Genomic DNA, 19,884 nt, shown 5'->3' with positions numbered 1-19,884 from the left:
CCCAGATATTGAGAGTTGGATGACTTAGGGTTTTCTTTGTTTTTACATCTTGACGTGGACTTAAATCCCTTGTAGACTATTATTTAAGATCTTTATTGCTCTATCATGGTAGCGTACTAAAGTAAAAGACGGAATAACAGTTTGAAATTAGGAAGGTGACGATTCAATGTCGAAACTATTTATGTTTGAAAAGCCATTAGGTATGCGAGATACATTACCAGAACTTCACCAGCTGAAACATCAGCTAAAGCAAGCGATTTCCTCTGAAGCGGCAAGTTGGGGATATGATCCGATTGAAACTCCTACGTTGGAATTTCACGAAACTGTTGGAACAGCATCAGCTATTCTTGATCAACAATTATTTAAGTTGTTGGATCAACAGGGGAATACACTGGTGCTTCGTCCTGATATGACCGCACCAATCGCCAGAATTGCGGCATCTTCATTAAAAAATGAAGAACGTCCCCTCCGATTGACATATTCGGCACCTGTATTCAGAGCTCAGCAACGTGAAGGCGGGCGACCGGCTGAATTCGAACAAGTGGGAATCGAACTTATTGGTGACAAGTCTAACAGTGCGGATGGAGAAGTCATTTCATTAATGATGGCTTCCCTTGAAAGCTCGGGAATTACTTCTTACCAAATTGCTATTGGACATATTGGATTCGTGAATGCCTTACTAAAAGAAATACTTGGAAATGATACTCGTGCAGATCGTTTTCGCCGGTATTTATATGAAAAAAATTATGTAGGTTTTCGGAAAGAAGTCGAGAAACTTCCACTTTCCTCGATTGACCAACGTCGATTATATGAATTGCTTCGTTTAAAGGGTGGTCCCGAAGTTATCGAGAGTGCTAGTAAAATTGTCGAGAGCAAACAGGGAAAAGAAGCGATTGATCAATTAGAGCAACTTTATAGCGTTTTAGAAGCATACGGTCTAACCGAGTCTATTGTGATCGATTTAAAATTAGTCATGCACATGAGCTACTATACGGGAACTGTTTTCGAAGCCTACAGTAAAGGCTTAGGTTATCCGGTTGGAAGCGGTGGCCGTTATGATCAATTGCTTGAACAATTTGAGCACCCAGAACCAGCGACAGGATTCGGACTCCGATTAGACCGATTGACAGAGGCAGTTGGGAAAACCAAAAGCCCTGTTTTGAAAGATACATGCCTTATTTTTAGTAATGAGAGAAGAAAAGAAGCGATGGATCAAGTGAAAAAGCTTCGTAAGCAAGGGAAATCAGTCGTTATGCAGGAGCTTACAGGAGTAAATAATGTAGATGCTTATTCTGCACAATTTCAGGACGTCGTTTACTATGTCGGTTCCAATGGAAATGGAGGAACGTCAACATGAGTGAAGATATGATCACAGTTGCCATGCCTAAAGGCAGAATTTTTAATGAAGCAGTAGAGTTATTGCGAAGAGCGAATTATCCAATTCCTCCTGAGTTTGACGAATCCAGGAAGTTGATTATCGAAGCTCCGGAAGCGGGCATGCGTTTCATCCTCGCAAAACCGATGGATGTTCCGACGTATGTTGAGCACGGTGTAGCGGACGTTGGTGTTGCTGGAAAGGACGTCATGATTGAAGAAAAGCGTGATGTTTACGAAGTTCTGGATTTAAAAATCAGTGCTTGTTACATGGCAGTAGCTGCTCTTCCGTCGTATGATCCGAAGTCAGAAGTGGCGCCTAAAGTTGCCTCGAAATATCCAAACTTAACGTCGGAATATTTCCGGGAACAAGGGGAACAAGTGGAGATCATTAAGTTAAACGGATCGATTGAACTTGCACCGATTATTGGTCTTGCAGATCGTATCGTCGACATTGTATCTACGGGTCAAACGCTCAAAGCGAATGGTCTTGTTGAAATAGAGGAAATGATTGCAATCACCTCCAGATTCATTGTAAACCCAGTGAGCTATCGCACCAAGTCAGCTCAAATAGACGACATGGTCGACCGTCTGGCGGAAGTCGTAGATCAAGGAGTAGAGGCAAAATGAAGATTATTCCCATCCGTGAAGGCCTTTCTTTAAAACGCTCTATTGATCAAGGTACGAGCATGGAACGTGCTTCTGTCGAACGTATTCTCGAAGACGTTCGTAGTAACGGGGATGAAGCCGTTCGAAGATATACAAAGGAACATGATAAAATAGAAGTTACTCAAACACTTGTCACACCGGAAGAAACGGAACTAGCGTATCAAACGGTAGATGAGGATACCTTGGTTATTATCCGTGAGGCAATTGAAAACATTCGAGACTTCCATCAACGTCAAGTGGAACAATCGTGGATGACAACGAAAGAGGACGGAACGATCCTTGGACAAAAAGTAACTGCTTTGGATGCGGTCGGGGTTTATGTTCCCGGTGGCAGAGCAGCCTATCCTTCTTCGATTCTCATGAATGTGATTCCAGCACAGGTTGCCGGAGTGAAACGAATCGTCATGACGTCTCCCCCACAAAAAAATGGATCACTTGATGATATTGTATTAGTGACAGCGAGTGAATTAGGCATAAAAGAAATCCATAAAATAGGTGGAGCACAAGCAATAGGGGCGCTGGCCTATGGTACAGAAACGATTGAAGCGGTGGATAAAATCGTTGGACCAGGAAATATTTATGTGGCACTTGCGAAGCAACAAGTGTTTGGAACGGTAGCGATCGACATGATTGCCGGCCCTAGTGAAGTGGCTGTCCTGGCCGATGACACGGCTAATGCTCGTTTTATTGCTGCTGATTTACTCTCTCAAGCAGAACACGACCCTTTATCTTCAGCGGTTCTCGTCACAAATAATGAAAAGCTGGCGAAAGAAGTTTCCAAGGAAGTAACAGTGCAGCTTGAAACACTTCCAAAACGGGAGATTGCCGAAGCATCGATCAATGATCACGGTGCGATATACATTGCAGAAACGTTTGAAAAAGCAATTGATGCAGTGAATGAACTTGCAGCTGAACACTTGGAACTCCATGTGAAAGAGCCTTGGGATGTTCTTCCTAAAATTCGTCACGCAGGTGCAATCTTCCTTGGAGAATACAGTTCGGAACCAATCGGAGATTATTTTGCTGGTCCAAATCACGTGTTGCCAACTAACGGAACGGCACGATTTTCCAGCCCTCTATTAGTGCAAGATTTCACTAAAAAATCGAGTATCATTTCTTACAGTAAACAAGCAGTCCAACAGCATGGAAAAAAGATATCCGCATTTGCTCGACTTGAAAACTTAGAAGCTCACGCTAGAGCAGTAGAACTACGATTGGAGGATGACCATTCATGACGACTCGACAATCTTCAAAAAAACGCAAGACAAATGAGACAGACATCGAACTTACCTTTGCAATTGATGGTAGCGGTGATGCAAATTTAACGACGGATGTTCCCTTTATGACACACATGCTTGATCTTTTTACTCGCCATGGTTTATTTGATTTAACCTTGGTTGGAAAAGGTGATACAGAGATTGATGATCACCATACAACAGAAGATATCGGTATTGTGTTAGGGGAAGCATTGAAAGAAGCGTTGCAAGATAAAAAAGGGATTCGCAGATATGGAAACGCGTTTGTTCCAATGGATGATGCTTTGGCACAAGTGGTGATTGATTTAAGCAATCGACCGCATTTCGAGCTTCGTGGGGACATTCCTAAAGGTAAAGTAGGAACATTTGATACTGAATTGATTGAAGAGTTTTTATGGAAATTTGCGATGGAGGCTCGAATGAATCTTCACGTCATCGTTCATTACGGAACGAATGTACACCATATTATTGAAGCGATCTTCAAAGCACTTGGTCGAGCGCTGGACGAAGCGACCCAAAAGGATCCACGAGTAAAAGGTGTGCCGTCTACGAAAGGAAGTTTATCATGATCGGAATCATCGATTACGGCATGGGAAATCTTCATAGCGTCACAAAAGCGTTGGAACGTTTAGGACACACGCCGTTTTTATCAGAAAAACCGGAAGAATTATCTCGGGCATCTCTTCTCATTTTACCTGGTGTCGGCTCCTTTAAAGATGGCATGGCTGAGCTTGAGGCAAGAGGATTAGATGTTTTTATTAAACAATGGGCAAATGATGGGAAACCTCTTTTTGGAATTTGTTTAGGGATGCAACTTCTTTTTGAAGAAAGCGAAGAAAATGGAGTCACGAAAGGGCTCGAACTTCTTCCTGGTAAGGTTCGACGTTTTACTGGAGTTACGGCACTTGGCGAAACGTATAAAGTGCCGCATATGGGCTGGAATCGCCTTCGTTTTCATCAAGAAAATCATCCCATTATCCAGAACGTAGAGAAAGGTCATGTTTACTTTGTCCACTCCTATGTTGTGGATGCTGATCCAGACGTATTGGTTGCTACGGCTGAGTATGGAGAAACTCACGTGCCGGCAGTAGTAGGGAAAAACACTGTCTGGGCGACCCAGTTTCATCCGGAGAAAAGTAGTTCGGTCGGAATGTCGATATTAAAAAATGTGGTTGAACAAAAAGGGGCTGAGTGAAACTGTGAGTGAATTTATCATTTATCCAGCAATTGATATACGGGGCGGCAAATGTGTACGGCTTCTCCAGGGTGATTATGACCAAGAGACGATTTATGGTGATTCCCCTTTTAGCATGGCGAAAAGCTTTCAGGAAAAAGGTGCTACATGGATACATATGGTTGATTTAGATGGTGCAAAAAAAGGGGAACCCGTCAATCATGAGGTTGTCATGAAAGCAGCTAAAGAGCTTTCAGCAAAGATTCAAATTGGCGGTGGCATTCGTGGACCAAAGGACGTGGAAGCGTATTTGGAAGCAGGTGTTTCCCGAGTGATTCTAGGAAGTTCTGCTATTTCTGATCCGGCATTTGTAAAAGAAATGCTTCGAAAATATGGTGGTGAGAAGATTGCAATCGGGATTGACGCCCGAGACGGCTTCGTTGCTACTCATGGCTGGCTGGAAACGTCGAAAGTTAAAGCGGAAGAGCTGGGCATTGAATTAGCCAATCAAGGAGCAGAAACATTTATCATGACAGATATTTCACGCGATGGAATGATGTCAGGACCGAATGTGGAAGCGATCGCTAACTTAGGCAAAGCAACAGGCAAAAATGTGATCGCATCTGGCGGAGTGAGCAGTATGGAAGATGTCAAACAGTTAGTAGCCAGAAAAAATGAAGGCATTTCCGGAGCGATTATCGGAAAGGCACTTTATACAGGCCATATTCCATTGGAAGAGGCGATTCAGGAGGTCGAATAACATGTTAACAAAACGGATCATTCCATGTCTTGATGTAAAAGAAGGACGAGTCGTCAAAGGAGTTCAATTTGTGAATCTTCGTGATGCAGGAGATCCCGTAGAGCTTGCTGCGTTTTACGATGAACAGGGAGCAGATGAACTTGTGTTTCTAGATATTTCAGCTTCCCACGAAGGAAGAGAAACGATGGTCGACGTTGTCGAAGAAGTAGCTGGTAAACTAGCGATTCCTTTTACAGTCGGAGGCGGAATTAATGCGCTGGAGGATATGAAAAGAATCCTCAGAGCTGGAGCTGACAAAGTGTCATTGAACACTGCTGCTGTAAACCGGCCGGAACTGATTCGTGAAGGAGCAGACTTTTTTGGTTCTCAGTGCATCGTTGTAGCAATTGATGCAAAATGGGATGATTCTCTGTCTTCTTGGCGGGTGTATACTCATGGTGGACGAAACGCGACAGAGTGGGAAGTGATCTCATGGGCACAAGAAGCAGTGAAACAAGGTGCTGGTGAGATATTACTGACAAGTATGGATGAAGACGGCGAAAAGTCGGGCTTTGACGTGAAACTGACCAGAGCAGTGAGTGAAGCAGTCTCTGTTCCGGTTATCGCTTCCGGTGGAGCGGGCAAAAGTGAAGACTTTTATGAAGCCTATACAGAGGGTGCAGCAGATGCCGCGCTTGCAGCTTCGATTTTCCACTACCGGGAAACGTCTGTTGCTGAAGTGAAAACATATTTAAAAGAGAAGGGATTGGAGATTCGATGAAAATAGATGAGCTATCCTTTGATGAAAAAGGATTAATACCTGCAATTGTACAGGATCACCAATCAAAAAAGGTGTTAACACTAGCCTATATGAACAAAGAATCACTCGAAAAGACAGTAGAAACAGGAGAAACTTGGTTTTACAGTCGTTCACGTCAAGAGCTTTGGCATAAAGGTGCGACATCGGGTAATATTCAAAAAGTTGAGGGAATCACGTATGATTGTGATCAGGATGCTTTGGTTGTCTTTGTAGATCCGGCAGGTCCTGCATGCCATACAGGTACTGCAAGTTGTTTCACAGAGTCCTTGTGGCAACGAAAAGATGCCTTTAAGCAAGAAGGGGAAGAGGTTACGAATCGATTTGCGATCATTGAAGAATTAGAGCAAGTGATAGCGGAACGTGAACTCGAAATGCCTGAAGGATCGTATACAACTTACTTGTTTGAAGAAGGTGTGGATAAGATTTTAAAGAAGGTCGGCGAGGAAGCTTCTGAAGTGATTATTGCTGCGAAAAATCGTTCCAAAGAAGAGTTAACGTGGGAGAGTGCGGATTTACTTTACCATTGGCTCGTTTTGTTACGGGAACAAAAATTGCCGTTAGATGAAGTGTTGAAGCGGTTGGCAAACAGGCATGGTGGTCAAAAGGGTTAATAAAAAGTTGCTTCTTACGAGTGAATTTCACTTGTAGGGAGCAGCTTTTTTTAGATAATTATCTAAATATCTCGGTCTTTAAAGAAGAGGTAGTAGTTCCCTAACTAACTTAAAATGATTACTAAAAGAGGGAGGTAAATTATATTCTTTCATACAAGGAATAAATTAACATTGACATCTTCGCGTGATAATATGAATTTATACTTATTATAAGGGAGACAGTGATTACGATGAATGAGCCAACAGCAGCTGTTCGTAAATTACAACAAATGTGTATTAACCTTCCAGGAGAGAATATCTCGTTCCGTGTCTTTTTCTGGGGAGCACAGTCTAATCATTTAGATAATCCCTTACATAAACATTCATTTTATGAACTCTGTTACATAGATAGTGGAACCGCACTATACTATGAGAATGGGATAAACTATGAACTGAAAAAAGGCACCTTCCTTTGTTCGCGGCCTGGAAAGGTTCACAAAATTCACAATGGGAAAAACCTTTCTATTTTTTGGATTGGTTTTGAAGTAAATCAAGATACTTCGAAAATAGAGAGTGTTAACCGCTTTAAACAACTAGCTATAACAAATAATATTCTCGTTCATAATGCAGAATCTTCACCTACCGCACATTTATGGAGTGCACTATTGAAGCATGGAGCTAACTTATATTCTCAGGAGTTGTTATGTTCTCTTAGTCACTCTTTCCTACTCTCACTTGAAATATTATTTTGCGGACAAAATGTAAAAGATGAAGATAAAAGTGACAATTCTCACAGCAATGTTTTGATAAGCCAGGCTCAACTATTTATAAGTGATAATTTAACGATGCCTTTTTCTTTAGAAGATGTTGCCCAACATCTAAATATCTCTTCTCGACATCTCTCTCGTCTGTTTAGTAATCATGTGGGGATAACTTTTACAGCTTATCTACGTCGAGAAAGAGTGAGAATCTCGGCAGAAAAACTACGTGAGACAAACCTTACGATAAAAGCCATATCAGATCAATATCAATTTTCATCAGTACATTATTTTACTCGTGTATTTTCTGATGAAACAAGTATAGCGCCAGGAGAGTATCGAAAACTTAACCAATAAAAAGAACCTATACATTGGTTCTTTTTTTTATGTTTTAAAGTACTTGAAGCTATAACGATTGAAAATTGGAACGCTGCATGTCCTTAAATTATAAAAGAATGGCATTCTCAGATAAATACAATTCAAATAAATTGATTTAAGATTATATTAATGAAAGCGCTTTTAATAATTGTGACTTTGGAGGTGATAGTAATGAGTATTAAAATTTCAGGAGCCCCCTGTTGTTGGGGAGTAGATGATCCAAAGAATCCATTTCTTCCTTCTTGGGAGAGGGTACTTCAAGAAGCATCTCAAGCTGGTTATAAAGGAATTGAATTAGGGCCGTATGGCTATATTCCGTTGGACATTGAACGAGTACAAAAAGAACTTTCTAGAAATGAATTAACCATTATTGCAGGAACAATTTTTGATGATTTGGTTTCTGAAACCAATCTCGAAAATCTGCTAAATCAGGTGGATTCTATCTGTTCTTTCATAACTAAGCTCCCATCCTCACCGCAGGAAGATGGACAGAAATTTCCTGCTCCCTATCTAGTAATCATGGATTGGGGGCATGATGAGAGAGATTATAAAGCAGGTCATTCAGAGTCAGCGAAACGTCTATCTAAAATGGATTGGGATAGGATGATGGAGCACATTCGTACGATTTCAAAAAGAGCGTGGACATATGGCGTTCGGCCTGTCATTCATCCACATGCTGGTGGCTATATTGAATTTGAAGATGAAATTAAAAAACTTTTAGAGGATATCACTTATGAAACAGCAGGCCTTTGTCTCGATACTGGGCACTTATATTACTCTAAAATGGACCCAGTTCAGTGGCTTCGGGATTATGCTGATCGAACCGATTATATCCATTTTAAGGATATTGATTTAGAGGTGTATGAGAAAGTGATGGGGGAGCATATCCGCTTTTTCGAAGCTTGCGCTAAAGGAGTAATGTGTCCGATTGGACAAGGAATTATTGACTATGATTCCATTCATCAATTGCTTAAGGACATTAATTATCACGGGTACATTACGGTTGAACAAGAACGAGACCCTAGAAATGCGGATACTAGTTTAGAAGATGTCAGTCAAAGTCTTGCCTATTTAAAAAGTGTGGGTTATTAAAAAGAGATGTGAAAAGGAGTTGGAGGTAATGATTAATGGTGAAAAAAATATTGATGAACCTATCCGCTGGGGAATGGTAGGTGGGGGACGTGGAAGTCAAATTGGGTATATTCACCGCTCGTCAGCATTACGAGACAATAATTTTAAACTTGTTGCGGGTGCATTTGATATAAACGCAGAACGTGGAAAAGAGTTTGGTGTAAATATACATGTTGCCGAAGAACGTTGCTATCCTGATTACAAAACGATGTTTGAAAAAGAGGAAAAGCTTGAAGATGGCATTCAGGCAGTTTCCATTGCGACTCCAAATGGTACTCACTATGAAATATGCAAGGCGGCCTTACACGCTAATTTACACGTAGTATGTGAAAAGCCACTTTGTTTCACCACGGAAGAAGCTAAAGAATTAGAAGTGTTAGCCAAAGTAAAAAATCGTGTGGTCGGTATTACATACGGTTACTCTGGTCATCAGATGATTGAGCAGGGACGTCAGATGATTGCAAATGGAGAGTTAGGTGAAATCAGAATTGTTAATATGCAGTTTGCACATGGATTTCACTCTGAAGCAGTTGAGTTAGATAATCCAAGTACAAAGTGGCGCGTCGATCCAAAGATCGTTGGTCCTAGTTATGTATTAGGTGACTTAGGAACACATCCTCTTTATTTATCAGAGGTTATGTTGCCACATCTCAACATAAAAAGATTAATGTGCTCTCGCCAAAGTTTTGTTAAAAGTCGTGCGCCATTAGAAGATAATGCTTATACGTTAATGGAGTATGATAATGGTGCGGTAGGATCTGTTTGGTCTTCTGCAGTGAACGCTGGTTCCATGCATGGGCAAAAAATTCGAGTGATTGGTTCAAAGGCTAGTATTGAATGGTGGGATGAACAGCCGAATCAACTTCGTTTCGAAATTCAGGGCAAACCAGTACAAATCTTAGAACGGGGAATGGATTATCTCTATCCGGAAGCACTAACGGATGATCGTATAGGAGGGGGACATCCTGAAGGCTTATTTGAAGCATGGTCAAATTTGTATACTCGTTTTTCTTTTGCAATGGAAGATATTAATCATGGGAGTAATTTAAACAATGTATGGTATCCAGGAATAAAAGCTGGTGTTGAAGGGGTTAGATGGGTTGAAAATTGTGTCCGTTCCGCAGACAATGGCGCCGTGTGGGTAGAGTACAAATAAGATTAATTAAATTTATACACCTATAAATGAAACATATTATTCTTTTTTGACACCTTAGACCAGTTTATCTTTTAATTACTAAAAGTAGATATATGCTAATCCTCTTAATAAAGACTATAACTCACCGAAAAACTTATAAAATTAAAAAGTTGCCTCTCTCGATGTCGCTTGGACACCTTGAAAGGCAACTCATCAATTATTTAGCTTTCTTCGATTTTAACTCATTCTCTCGATCTGATTTAATCAAATCAGCCGTTAACTGCCCGGATAAGGTGACCATTGGTACACCGCCACCAGGATGTGTGGATCCGCCGGCAAAGTAAAGATTTTCATATAAAGAGCTTCTGGATGGTATTTTAAATCCACCGTTCGTGGATTTATCTGCGGCAATACCATAAATGGATCCACCGTTAGCGCCGTATAGCTCTTCCAGTGTATTTGGGTTGAAAGATTGTTCATACTCAATCGAATCACGAAGACCTTCCAAGCCCATACGTTCTAATTTATCTAACACAACTTCTCGATAAGCATCCCAATCCCACTGTCCATCTTTTTTCATCGCCGTTTTTGGTGGGACATGTGTCAAGACGAATAAGTTTTCTTTTCCTTCAGGAGCTTGTGAAGGATCAGATTTAGATGAAATGCCAATATAAACAGTAGGGTCATCTGCAGGAATGCCTTTTTCAAATATTTGTTTGAATTCTAATTCAGGATCTTCTGAGAAAAAGAAATTATGGTGCTTTAAATGCGAAAACTTTTTGTTTACACCTAATAGTAAAACTAAACCAGAGACAGAGGGTTGAAATGTTTTAGATAACTGTTTGACCTCTTTTTTTGCTTTGCTGGTTTGAGGTAATAACGTTTTATACGCTGGAATAACCTCGAGATTCGAGACGATTACTTCCGCTTCAAAGAAATCACCATCCTCAGTCACAGCACCTTTTGCTTTGCCGTCTTCCACATGAATATGAGAAACTGGTGTGCTTGTATGAATTTCGGCACGAAGTTCGTCAAGGACAGCTCGAATTCCATTTGCAATATTGTACATACCGCCTTTGACATAGTAAATTCCTAAACCTAATTGAACATAGACGAGTTGATTCAAAACCGCGGGCGCAGAATAGGGATTGGAGCCAACGTACATAACAAAAAAGTTAAAGAGTTGCTCCAACTGTTTGTTTTGAAAATGCTTCTTTGTTCCATCGGCTACTGTGTGAAACGGATCCATCGTAATTAATTCTTTTAACGAATGTTGCGTCCGTAAATCCTTTAAGCCTTCAATACTAGTTTTGTAAAAGCTTTTCATGCACACGTCATACATGTCTTGGAAATAGCTGAGAAATTTAGTGAAAGAAGAATCAGGTTCAGCTTTTACTTTTTTTAGTTCTTCAAGCATTTTTGGAAGATCTGATAAAATATCCAGGGAAGTACCATCTTCATAGAACGTTCTCCATTGTGGTTCGACTCTTTCTATTTCAATGTAATCTTCCAGTTTTCGGTGCACACTATCAAATAATTGTTCTAAAACCCATGGCATTGTCAAAATGGATGGACTGTATCAAACGTGAAACCTTGTCCTTGCCGGCGATTGAGTTTTACACCGATTGTGTCGTTTTTTTCTAATATCGTCACATCATAGCCATCTCCTGCTAAACGAATGGCTGTTGATAAACCACCTAGCCCAGCGCCAACGACAACAGCTTTTCTTTTCAAATGTTCCATGCACGAGCACCTCCGAAAAATGTAGTGTTAGTTTTAAAATAGTTAATAAATATATGGAAGAAGACGATATCGCCTTTTGCACCATTGCTCATACTCTTGTCCGAATGCTTTTAACAGCATTGTCTCTTCTAATGAGATTCGATTTATAAGAATGGGGAGAAATAAAAGGAAGGTAAAAATAAGCCCTAAAAGACTTCCTGTATAGAGACTCACCCCAATCATTGTTAAAAATAACCCTGTGTAAAGTGGATGTCTTAAAAGAGAAAAGGGACCTGTACTAATAATACGATCACCTTGCTGGACGGTTACATTCCTCGTAAATTGAATCCCGAGCTTGTGCATCCCCCAGTAACGAAGAAATATACCGCAACTGTATACGACCACGCCGATCCAAGACAGGATGGCAACATCACGATGTAATACAGCGTATTCTCTTGAAAGTATAGAACTAAGAATAACGAACATAATGGAGAAAAGAATCCATGGGAAAGACGTTTTATTCTGGTTTTTATCGTTTTGCGAATGTCGATTTTTGAAGATAATGAATTCAGCAATCCATAGGATCGTAGCACTAGCAAAAATAACGTCAGCGATGGACATTCATTTTCCTCCAATTGAATGATCTTTCAAAATTATGTATTGTCTAAAGATTCTTTTATTACATGTACCCTTCTTCTAATTTTATAATCATTATTTTTACCTGAATTTGGTCGTTTGAAAAAAATGGCTTTTTGTGTCGAGACTCATTGTCGACTTGAATACTGCGTGTTATACTTCTTGTCATAGAGGAAAGAACGTTTGTTAAGACGAGTATTCTTCTTTTGTGGCAAATGAAACGGAGGATTTCATCGATGCGAAGTAATACCAATGCTAAAAAAGGTCAAGTTATTCCATTCATGCAGGATGGTTCGTATTTTTTTAAAAAAGGAATTGAAATATATGATGACGGGCAGCCTGAAAGAGCAGCCGCCTATATTCGGCGGGCAATAAAGGTCGAACCGGATGAGCCTGTATTCATCTGTCAACTGGCAATTATATTGTCGGAAATGGGCGAATATAAAGATTCAAATGAATGGCTTGTTAAAGTCACGGACGATATAGATCCAAAAATGAGCCAGTGCTATTTTTTTATGGCTAACAACTTTGCTCATTTAGGCGAATTTACAGAAGCTAAGGCATCGTTAACTATTTATTTGTCCATGGACGATGATGGTGAATTTAAGGAAGATGCAAGCTCTTTACTTGATATGATAGATAAGGAGTTAGATGGTGAGTTTGATTTATTACCCTTTGAGATGGAAGGGGATAAGCATGAGGACATTGTGATGGACCTTTTGAATACCGGGGAATTTCACGAAGCGGAGAAACAAATTCACGTTGCAATCGCAGAGAGCCCTAAAGATTGGGATATGTATGCGTATCTTGCAGAATCCTACATGCACCAAGAGCGTTTTGATGAAGCAGAAAAGTTATTAAAAGACTTATTAACAAAAGAAGAGCCAAACTTTTTTGCACAGTGTCAAATGGCAGTATTGCTTTATAAACAGGAAGATCCACATGCTTCTACGTGGGTGGATAATATTAAAAATTTGCGTCCATTAAAAGACTGGGATTGTTATTATTTAGCCAGGGCACTTTATTATGTAAAAGAGTATCATGCTGCTTATCTTTTGTATGAACGATTTCTTCATGCCTCTAAATTTCAAAAAAGAACGACTTATTTTCATCAAATGGCCATTGTTTCTTGGCATTGTAATCGATATGAGAAAGCCCGAAAATTATGGGTGAGAATTGAAAGCACGGAACACCGGTCAGATAAACAACATGTTGCACCTTCTTATTTAAACTTAATCCAAACTGATCAAGATATTTCCCAGAATGGAAAGGAGTTTCTCTATCAATAGAGAAGCTTCTTTTTCACTTTAGAAAAAGGTTTATTTCACTTCAATCTTCTTTTACAAAGAATACGTCTCTTCCTCTTGCAATGACTCCTGAAGTGTATCCGTTAGACAACTCGAAGCATATACGTGAAGTATCGCTTGTTCCTGCGGGGTCGTCAGATGTTCCTTCTCCTGCAGGTGTGGCAGCCATTCGCTAATTCTGCTTTATTCAGAAATAACGCACGAAAAAAGTCTTGATTAAGGAATTGGGCATTGTAAGCTCAATCGGGGATATACGCTTTTCTTATAGCATGACAATGCTATAAGTGGTAACAATATAAAAAAGTAGTGAGCAAATTTTTGGACTTATCATCAAAATTTAAATACTATAAGGATAGAAAGTAAAGATAACGATGATATCGCTAGGGAGTGATTTAAATGAGCGAAGAAAAACAATATGATATAGCTATTATCGGGGCTGGACCTGCAGGTATGACTGCTGCGGTGTACGCATCCCGTGCAAACTTATCAACGGTAATGATTGAAAGAGGTATTCCAGGAGGTCAGATGGCTAATACAGAAGATGTAGAGAATTATCCTGGTTATGACCATATTCTAGGACCGGACTTATCAACGAAGATGTTTGACCATTCAAAGAAATTTGGCGCAGAATACGCCTATGGTGATGTAAAAGAAATTATTGATGGTAAGGAATTCAAGACAATTGTGACTGGTAAGGTAAATTATAAAGTTCGTGCGGTCATTATTACTACAGGGGCAAAATACAAGGCTTTAGGAGTTCCGGGTGAGAAGGAACTAAGTGGTCGTGGCGTTTCCTATTGTGCAGTGTGTGACGGTGCATTTTTCAAAAATAAAGAACTAGTAGTGGTTGGTGGTGGTGACTCAGCTGTTGAAGAAGCAGTGTATCTCACTCGTTTTGCCAGTAAAGTAACCGTAATTCATCGACGAGATGAATTACGCGCTCAAAAAATTCTACAAGAGCGTGCTTTTGCCAATGATAAGATTGAATTTATCTGGAATCATGTCGTAAAAGAAATTAATGCTGAGAATGGAAAAGTAGGCAGCGTGACGATCATCAACAAAGATGATGGTTCTGAAAGTGATTTTAAAACAGATGGTGCTTTCATCTATATCGGGATGTTGCCAATTAACGAACCATTCCTTAACTTAGGTATTACGAATGCTGAAGGCTATGTTGAAACTAATGAAGATATGGAAACGAAAATCCCGGGAATTTTTGCCGCCGGTGATATTCGTGAGAAAATGCTTCGGCAAATTGTTACAGCGACAGGCGACGGAAGTGTCGCAGCTCAAACAGCTCAACACTATGTAGAAGAGCTAATGGAAGAACTAAAAACATCAAAACAAGTATAATATAAAGAGCCGTGAAAAAGTCGATTTTAACTTTTTCACGGCTCTTTTTTTGCAATGAGTGAAGCATCCGCATCTTTTAAAATACACTAGGAGTGATCTTCTGCTAATCGTATTGCGGAGAGCGAGCCGTTGGAGAGTAAACTGCCTTTCTAAAAAATGTTGTTTGGAAGAATCCGCGAGACTCCTGTGGAAGAATGATCCAAGACGAGAGCCCGCAGAGCATCAGTTTGCTCGAGGAGACTCGCGGATCATCCACGGAAAGGGAGCGGTAATTCTTCCAAAGAACCTTCCGTGATAACAAAGTAACTAAATAGAAAAAAACGGTAAAGAAGTTTTCTTAAACTGGTCTTTTTCTTATTCTAGGTGTTTCATTACTTATTTAACTCTGTTATATAGATTTTCTGCTGATTACATGGTTGGGATAATTCAATGATCACACAGAAAAAACAATATATTTACAATTCGTAACTGTCACTTAACTCTTCTGTAACAATCCTGCAACACAAAAAGGTTATATTATAGATAAGTAATTGACCCCCTTTTTATATATTACTTTTTGGCACGAGCTTATGCTTGTGCCCTTTTTTTATTCCTCAGGGTTAGTTTTGAGTTAAGGGCACGGAAAAAGACCGGTCCTTAAAACCCTTTTTAGAACGAATTCGTTCAGCTCCCAACGATAATAAACAGCTTTCTTTAAAACAGATACATTGATAACACTCTTCTTTTTTATGTATTTATTGATTGTCAAAAAGAAACTATAAACGGTGAAAGATACTTTTTACCTTGCCTATAGGAATTTCCGCAACTTTTTATGATTGTTGTAATTGGTGATTTAATGGAGATGTAGTATAATTAATTTAGTCATATATTAAAGGAACCCATTAGGTTTGAGAAATTAAATGAAACTGAATCACAGGAGTAAAAAGCCTTTAATTAAAGCTTGAGTGTTACCCGATTTTTCAACTACTCATTATTGAATGTTTGACACACTTCCAAGGTTATCTGAATAAATAATTGTAGATGTTACTTAACTTTTAAAGGTAAGGTAGTCCGTTGTGAGGTGAAGGAAATGCAACGTGTCACAAATTGTTTGCTTATACGAGATGGGCAAGTACTCATGTTAAAGAAACCAAGGCGCGGCAGGTGGTCCGCACCAGGCGGGAAAATGGAAATAGGAGAATCTATCCTTGAAAGTACGATTAGAGAATATAGAGAAGAAACAGGGTTGGAGTTGATTCAACCTCGGTTAAAAGGTATTTTTACGATGGTTATAGAAGAAAAACAAGGACAGCATGAATGGATGCTTTTTACTTTTCTTGCCGGTGACTCTGGAGGTAAACAATTCTCAGCTTCACCAGAAGGGGATCTTTCTTGGATTCCAATGGAAGATATAGCGGAACTGCCGATGATACAAGGTGACTATTCTATTGTAGAGCATGCAATTTATGGAGACGGGCTAATCTATGGAACATTTACTTACGGAGAAAATGAAACGTTACTTTCTTATCGGTTGGAAGCTGAAGGTAAACCCATTCAAGAATACCACGTGTAACTAAGGTTTTGGGGGGATCGCAACATGGAAAATCAAGGAACGGATGAACTTGAATTAGTCATTATCACGGGAATGTCCGGAGCAGGTAAAACAGTAGCCGTCCAAAGCTTTGAGGATATGGGATACTTCTGTGTGGATAATTTGCCACCAGCTTTGATTCCTAAATTTATTGACCTGGTAGAGGGATCAGGCGGAAAAATGAAAAAAGTCGCTTTAGTTATTGATCTTAGGGGAAGAGAATTTTTCGATCACTTATTTGAATCAATTGATGCTATTGCCGGTGAATCAAAGGTGACACCACAGATTGTCTTTTTAGATGCGAAAGATGCCGCTCTCGTAAGAAGGTATAAAGAAACGAGACGTTCACATCCATTAGCGGAGGATGGCTCTCCACTTCAGGGTATTGAATCTGAACGAAGCATTTTAAATGATTTAAAAGGCCAAGCTCAGATGATCATAGACACAACCGATCTAAAACCATTAGAATTGAGAGAAAGAATTCTCCAGCGTTTTTCTTCAAATTCCAAAGAATCTTTCAGTGTTCAAGTACTTTCTTTTGGTTTTAAACATGGAATTCCTATTGATGCGGACCTTGTTTTTGATGTGAGGTTTTTACCTAACCCTCATTACATTGATCATATGCGACCTCAGACTGGACTCGATAAAGTCGTTTCAGACTATGTGTTGAAATGGGCTGAGACGCAACAATTCATTCAAAAATTAGATGATTTACTTCAATACATGCTTCCTCACTATAAGCGAGAAGGAAAGCGACAACTTGTTATGGCTATAGGGTGCACAGGTGGAAAACATCGTTCCGTTACACTGGCTGAGTACTTCAAAAAGCGGTTAAATGATCTTGAGTATAACAGCTATGTTACACATCGGGATGTGGAAAAAGGAAGACTTGAATAGTGAAGAAGGCAAATGTTGTCGTTTTAGGCGGAGGTACAGGTTTATCAGTTATATTAAGAGGTTTAAAGACCTTTCCAGTTGATATTTCAGCAATTGTAACAGTTGCTGATGATGGTGGAAGTTCAGGCAGGTTGAGAAAAGAATTAAACATCCCGCCACCTGGTGATATTCGGAATGTACTTGTCGCACTTTCGGAAGTCGAACCTCTGGTTGAAGAGCTCTTCCAACATCGTTTTACAAACGGAAATGGACTTTCCGGACATTCTCTAGGCAACTTATTGTTAGCAGGGATGACTTCGATTACCGGAGACTTTGCTCAAGGTGTACGGGAAATTAGTCGGGTGTTGAATGTAAAAGGAAAAGTAATTCCAGCATCGAATGACAGCATCACACTTCATGCCGAATATGAAGATGGCTCAAAAGTGGAAGGGGAATCGAACATTCCTCTTGCGGGTAAAAAAATTAAACGGGTATTCATTGAACCGGCAGAAACGAAGCCGATGAGAGAAGCGATACAAGCTATCGAAGAGGCGGATCTGGTCGTACTGGGACCTGGCAGTTTGTATACGAGTGTCATTCCTAATATACTCGTATCAGGCATGAAGGAAGCATTAGAGCGAACAGATGCATGGAAAGTGTATATATGCAATGTGATGACACAGCCTGGAGAAACAGATAATTACACTGTTTCTGATCATGTTCGCGCTATTGACGATCATTCGAATGCTAAATTAGTTGATGCTGTATTATTCAACACGCAGACAATACCGTCATCCTACGTCGAGCGGTATAAATCCCAAGGCGCGGTGAGTGTTCGCGTTGATGCAAAAGAATTACAGGACATGGGCGTACAAATTATAGGCGATGATCTTTTATTGTTCGATAATGACCTAGTAAGGCATGATCCTATAAAGGTATCTCAGAGACTAGTATCATTACTTTAATCGGTTATCCCCTGTTTAAAGTGAAAACGGGAGGTGAGGCAGGTGTCTTTTGCTTCCATGACGAAGAAAGAACTGACACAAATTGATAGTGATGCTTGCTGCTCCCGAGCAGAATTAGCCGCACTCATCCGAATGAATGGCGCTATCTCTATTCGAAACATGCAAATCACATTAGATATCCAAACGGAAAATGCAGCAATTGCGAGAAGGATTTATACGTTAATAAAAGCGCAATATGAAGTGCATGTTGAGCTACTTGTTCGGAAAAAAATGCGCTTGAAGAAAAATAACGTATATATTGTCCGTATTTCAAAAGATGCAAGAAAAATACTCGAGTCTTTACATATCGTAGATGCCACGTTTGCTTTTACGAGAGAGATTTCCGAGGATTTAATTCGAAAAGGGTGCTGTAAAAGAGCTTATTTAAGAGGCGCATTTTTAGCAGGAGGTTCCGTAAGCCATCCTGAGACATCCTCTTATCATCTGGAAATTTTTTCGTTGTACGAAGATCATAATCGATCATTAGGTAACTTAATGAATCACTTTGAATTAAGCGTAAAGATGATTGAACGAAAAAAAGGGTTTATTCTATACTTAAAAGAGGGAGAAAAGATTAGTGAGTTCCTAAATGTAATTGGAGCCCATCAAGCACTTCTCCGCTTCGAAGATGTTCGAATTATGAAGGACATGCGAAATTCTGTGAACCGACTTGTAAATTGTGAAACTGCAAACTTGAATAAAACAGTTGGAGCCGCAATGCGCCAAGTGGAAAATATACGATATATACGTAAGGAAGTTGGCCTTGAAACGTTACCGGAAAAATTAAGGGAACTTGCAGAGTTACGTATTGAGCACCAAGATGTTACTCTTAAAGAGTTAGGTGAAATGGTGAGAAGCGGGAAGGTCAGTAAATCTGGAGTGAATCATCGCTTAAGAAAAATAGAGGAATTTGCAAACAAACTTCGTGCAGGGGAAAAAGTATAATCCCTTGCACTCTATGGCATGATGTTGAAAGCGTTTGAATTAAAACTTTTTATGTTAGGGATTAATAGTTTTTAATAGATAATTTTACTGATTCTTGTTAGTTTAGAGAAGGATTAGTTGAAAAAGGAGGATGAGGACATGATTGAGAAAACAGTTACAGTTTTACGAAAGAGTGGACTTCAAGCTAGACCAGCGGCGTTATTCGTTCAAGAGGCTAATCGATTTACATCAGACATTTTCATTGAAAAAGATGGCAAAAACATCAATGCGAAGAGTATTATGGGTATTATGAGTATTGCTGTTGGAGTAAACAAAGACATTCATATAAAAGTAGATGGTCCAGATGAACAAGTAGCGATGGATACATTAATTGAGTTTGTAGAAAAGAAAGAATAGATATCATATAAAAATGCTTCAAGCTGCGATAGCTTGAAGCATTTTGCGTTT

General features: G+C 39.7%; 22 protein-coding genes. 18 read left to right on the top strand and 4 right to left on the bottom strand.

Annotated elements, in window-relative coordinates:
- The first annotated feature begins 166 nt into the window (after positions 1-166).
- The 11 genes from ACHABW_RS19960 (at position 167) to ACHABW_RS19910 (ending at position 10,045) form a co-directional block, all read left to right on the top strand.
- Positions 167-1,357 (top strand): ATP phosphoribosyltransferase regulatory subunit, encoded by a 1,191-nt coding sequence (locus ACHABW_RS19960; protein WP_435757909.1) that lies wholly within the window; start codon positions 167-169, stop codon positions 1,355-1,357.
- Entirely contained in the window at positions 1,354-2,004 is a 651-nt protein-coding gene (hisG, locus tag ACHABW_RS19955; protein WP_110938743.1) for an ATP phosphoribosyltransferase, read from the top strand. The genes ACHABW_RS19960 and hisG overlap by 4 nt, the downstream gene beginning before the upstream one ends.
- On the top strand, positions 2,001-3,278 hold the full coding sequence (hisD, locus tag ACHABW_RS19950; protein WP_435757907.1) for a histidinol dehydrogenase: 1,278 nt from the start codon (positions 2,001-2,003) through the stop codon (positions 3,276-3,278). Before hisG ends, hisD begins: the two co-directional genes overlap by 4 nt.
- Complete coding sequence (gene hisB / locus ACHABW_RS19945; RefSeq protein WP_110938745.1) at positions 3,275-3,868, top strand: imidazoleglycerol-phosphate dehydratase HisB; 594 nt, start codon at positions 3,275-3,277, stop codon at positions 3,866-3,868. The genes hisD and hisB overlap by 4 nt, the downstream gene beginning before the upstream one ends.
- Complete coding sequence (gene hisH / locus ACHABW_RS19940) at positions 3,865-4,494, top strand: imidazole glycerol phosphate synthase subunit HisH (protein ID WP_110938746.1); 630 nt, start codon at positions 3,865-3,867, stop codon at positions 4,492-4,494. Before hisB ends, hisH begins: the two co-directional genes overlap by 4 nt.
- 4 nt (positions 4,495-4,498) lie before the next feature.
- Positions 4,499-5,233: a 1-(5-phosphoribosyl)-5-[(5-phosphoribosylamino)methylideneamino]imidazole-4-carboxamide isomerase gene (hisA, locus tag ACHABW_RS19935; protein WP_110938747.1), complete on the top strand. Its 735-nt coding sequence runs from the start codon at positions 4,499-4,501 to the stop codon at positions 5,231-5,233.
- A gap of 1 nt (position 5,234) precedes the next feature.
- A complete protein-coding gene (gene hisF / locus ACHABW_RS19930) occupies positions 5,235-5,993 on the top strand; it encodes an imidazole glycerol phosphate synthase subunit HisF (protein ID WP_110938748.1) in 759 nt (252 codons plus the stop codon).
- Positions 5,990-6,643, top strand: coding sequence for a bifunctional phosphoribosyl-AMP cyclohydrolase/phosphoribosyl-ATP diphosphatase HisIE (gene hisIE, locus ACHABW_RS19925; RefSeq protein ID WP_435757903.1), 654 nt, complete (start codon positions 5,990-5,992; stop codon positions 6,641-6,643). The genes hisF and hisIE overlap by 4 nt, the downstream gene beginning before the upstream one ends.
- 230 nt (positions 6,644-6,873) lie before the next feature.
- A complete protein-coding gene (locus ACHABW_RS19920; protein ID WP_435757901.1) occupies positions 6,874-7,737 on the top strand; it encodes an AraC family transcriptional regulator in 864 nt (287 codons plus the stop codon).
- Between the two features lie 192 nt (positions 7,738-7,929).
- On the top strand, positions 7,930-8,850 hold the full coding sequence (locus ACHABW_RS19915) for a sugar phosphate isomerase/epimerase family protein (protein WP_435757899.1): 921 nt from the start codon (positions 7,930-7,932) through the stop codon (positions 8,848-8,850).
- A 28-nt stretch (positions 8,851-8,878) separates the two neighbouring features.
- Positions 8,879-10,045 (top strand): Gfo/Idh/MocA family protein, encoded by a 1,167-nt coding sequence (locus ACHABW_RS19910; protein ID WP_435757897.1) that lies wholly within the window; start codon positions 8,879-8,881, stop codon positions 10,043-10,045.
- A gap of 196 nt (positions 10,046-10,241) precedes the next feature.
- Here the strand turns inward: ACHABW_RS19910 and ACHABW_RS19905 are convergent, their stop codons facing one another.
- The 3 genes from ACHABW_RS19905 to ACHABW_RS19895 are packed head-to-tail and all read right to left on the bottom strand — an operon-like array spanning position 10,242 to position 12,367.
- The gene (locus ACHABW_RS19905) at positions 10,242-11,582 is read right to left on the bottom strand and encodes a phytoene desaturase family protein (protein ID WP_435757915.1); all 1,341 of its coding nucleotides are present in this window, start codon (positions 11,580-11,582) and stop codon (positions 10,242-10,244) included.
- A 2-nt stretch (positions 11,583-11,584) separates the two neighbouring features.
- Positions 11,585-11,767: an FAD-dependent oxidoreductase gene (locus ACHABW_RS19900; RefSeq protein WP_435757895.1), complete on the bottom strand. Its 183-nt coding sequence runs from the start codon at positions 11,765-11,767 to the stop codon at positions 11,585-11,587.
- A gap of 42 nt (positions 11,768-11,809) precedes the next feature.
- Positions 11,810-12,367 (bottom strand): methyltransferase family protein, encoded by a 558-nt coding sequence (locus tag ACHABW_RS19895; protein ID WP_435757893.1) that lies wholly within the window; start codon positions 12,365-12,367, stop codon positions 11,810-11,812.
- A 251-nt stretch (positions 12,368-12,618) separates the two neighbouring features.
- Here ACHABW_RS19895 and ACHABW_RS19890 point away from each other — a divergent pair, with 251 nt between their 5' ends.
- Positions 12,619-13,671 (top strand): tetratricopeptide repeat protein, encoded by a 1,053-nt coding sequence (locus ACHABW_RS19890; RefSeq protein ID WP_435757891.1) that lies wholly within the window; start codon positions 12,619-12,621, stop codon positions 13,669-13,671.
- Between the two features lie 40 nt (positions 13,672-13,711).
- Here ACHABW_RS19890 and ACHABW_RS19885 read toward each other — a convergent pair whose 3' ends face one another.
- Positions 13,712-13,858: a hypothetical protein gene (locus ACHABW_RS19885; protein WP_435757889.1), complete on the bottom strand. Its 147-nt coding sequence runs from the start codon at positions 13,856-13,858 to the stop codon at positions 13,712-13,714.
- A gap of 227 nt (positions 13,859-14,085) precedes the next feature.
- On the opposite strand from ACHABW_RS19885, the gene trxB reads away from it, so the two are divergent.
- The 6 genes from trxB to ACHABW_RS19855 all read left to right on the top strand — a co-directional run bounded on the left by trxB (position 14,086) and on the right by ACHABW_RS19855 (position 19,833).
- Positions 14,086-15,042: a thioredoxin-disulfide reductase gene (gene trxB, locus ACHABW_RS19880; protein WP_435757887.1), complete on the top strand. Its 957-nt coding sequence runs from the start codon at positions 14,086-14,088 to the stop codon at positions 15,040-15,042.
- Between the two features lie 1,069 nt (positions 15,043-16,111).
- Positions 16,112-16,594 carry an NUDIX hydrolase gene (locus tag ACHABW_RS19875; protein ID WP_435757885.1) on the top strand — a complete coding sequence of 161 codons (483 nt, stop codon included), beginning with the start codon at positions 16,112-16,114 and terminating at the stop codon, positions 16,592-16,594.
- 24 nt (positions 16,595-16,618) lie between these two features.
- A complete protein-coding gene (gene rapZ / locus ACHABW_RS19870) occupies positions 16,619-17,509 on the top strand; it encodes an RNase adapter RapZ (RefSeq protein ID WP_110938754.1) in 891 nt (296 codons plus the stop codon).
- Entirely contained in the window at positions 17,506-18,453 is a 948-nt protein-coding gene (locus ACHABW_RS19865) for a gluconeogenesis factor YvcK family protein (RefSeq protein WP_435757913.1), read from the top strand. The genes rapZ and ACHABW_RS19865 overlap by 4 nt, the downstream gene beginning before the upstream one ends.
- Before the next feature lie 42 nt (positions 18,454-18,495).
- Positions 18,496-19,437 (top strand): DNA-binding protein WhiA, encoded by a 942-nt coding sequence (gene whiA, locus ACHABW_RS19860; protein ID WP_110938756.1) that lies wholly within the window; start codon positions 18,496-18,498, stop codon positions 19,435-19,437.
- A gap of 138 nt (positions 19,438-19,575) precedes the next feature.
- Positions 19,576-19,833 (top strand): HPr family phosphocarrier protein, encoded by a 258-nt coding sequence (locus tag ACHABW_RS19855; protein WP_435757882.1) that lies wholly within the window; start codon positions 19,576-19,578, stop codon positions 19,831-19,833.
- Positions 19,834-19,884 lie beyond the last annotated feature (51 nt).

The sequence above is a fragment of the Salipaludibacillus sp. CF4.18 genome (genome assembly GCF_051262595.1).
In the GTDB taxonomy this organism is placed as follows: domain Bacteria; phylum Bacillota; class Bacilli; order Bacillales; family Salisediminibacteriaceae; genus Salipaludibacillus; species Salipaludibacillus neizhouensis.
The sequence above is the reverse complement of the archived record's forward strand: the minus strand, read 5'-3'. Positions and strand labels throughout refer to the sequence as shown.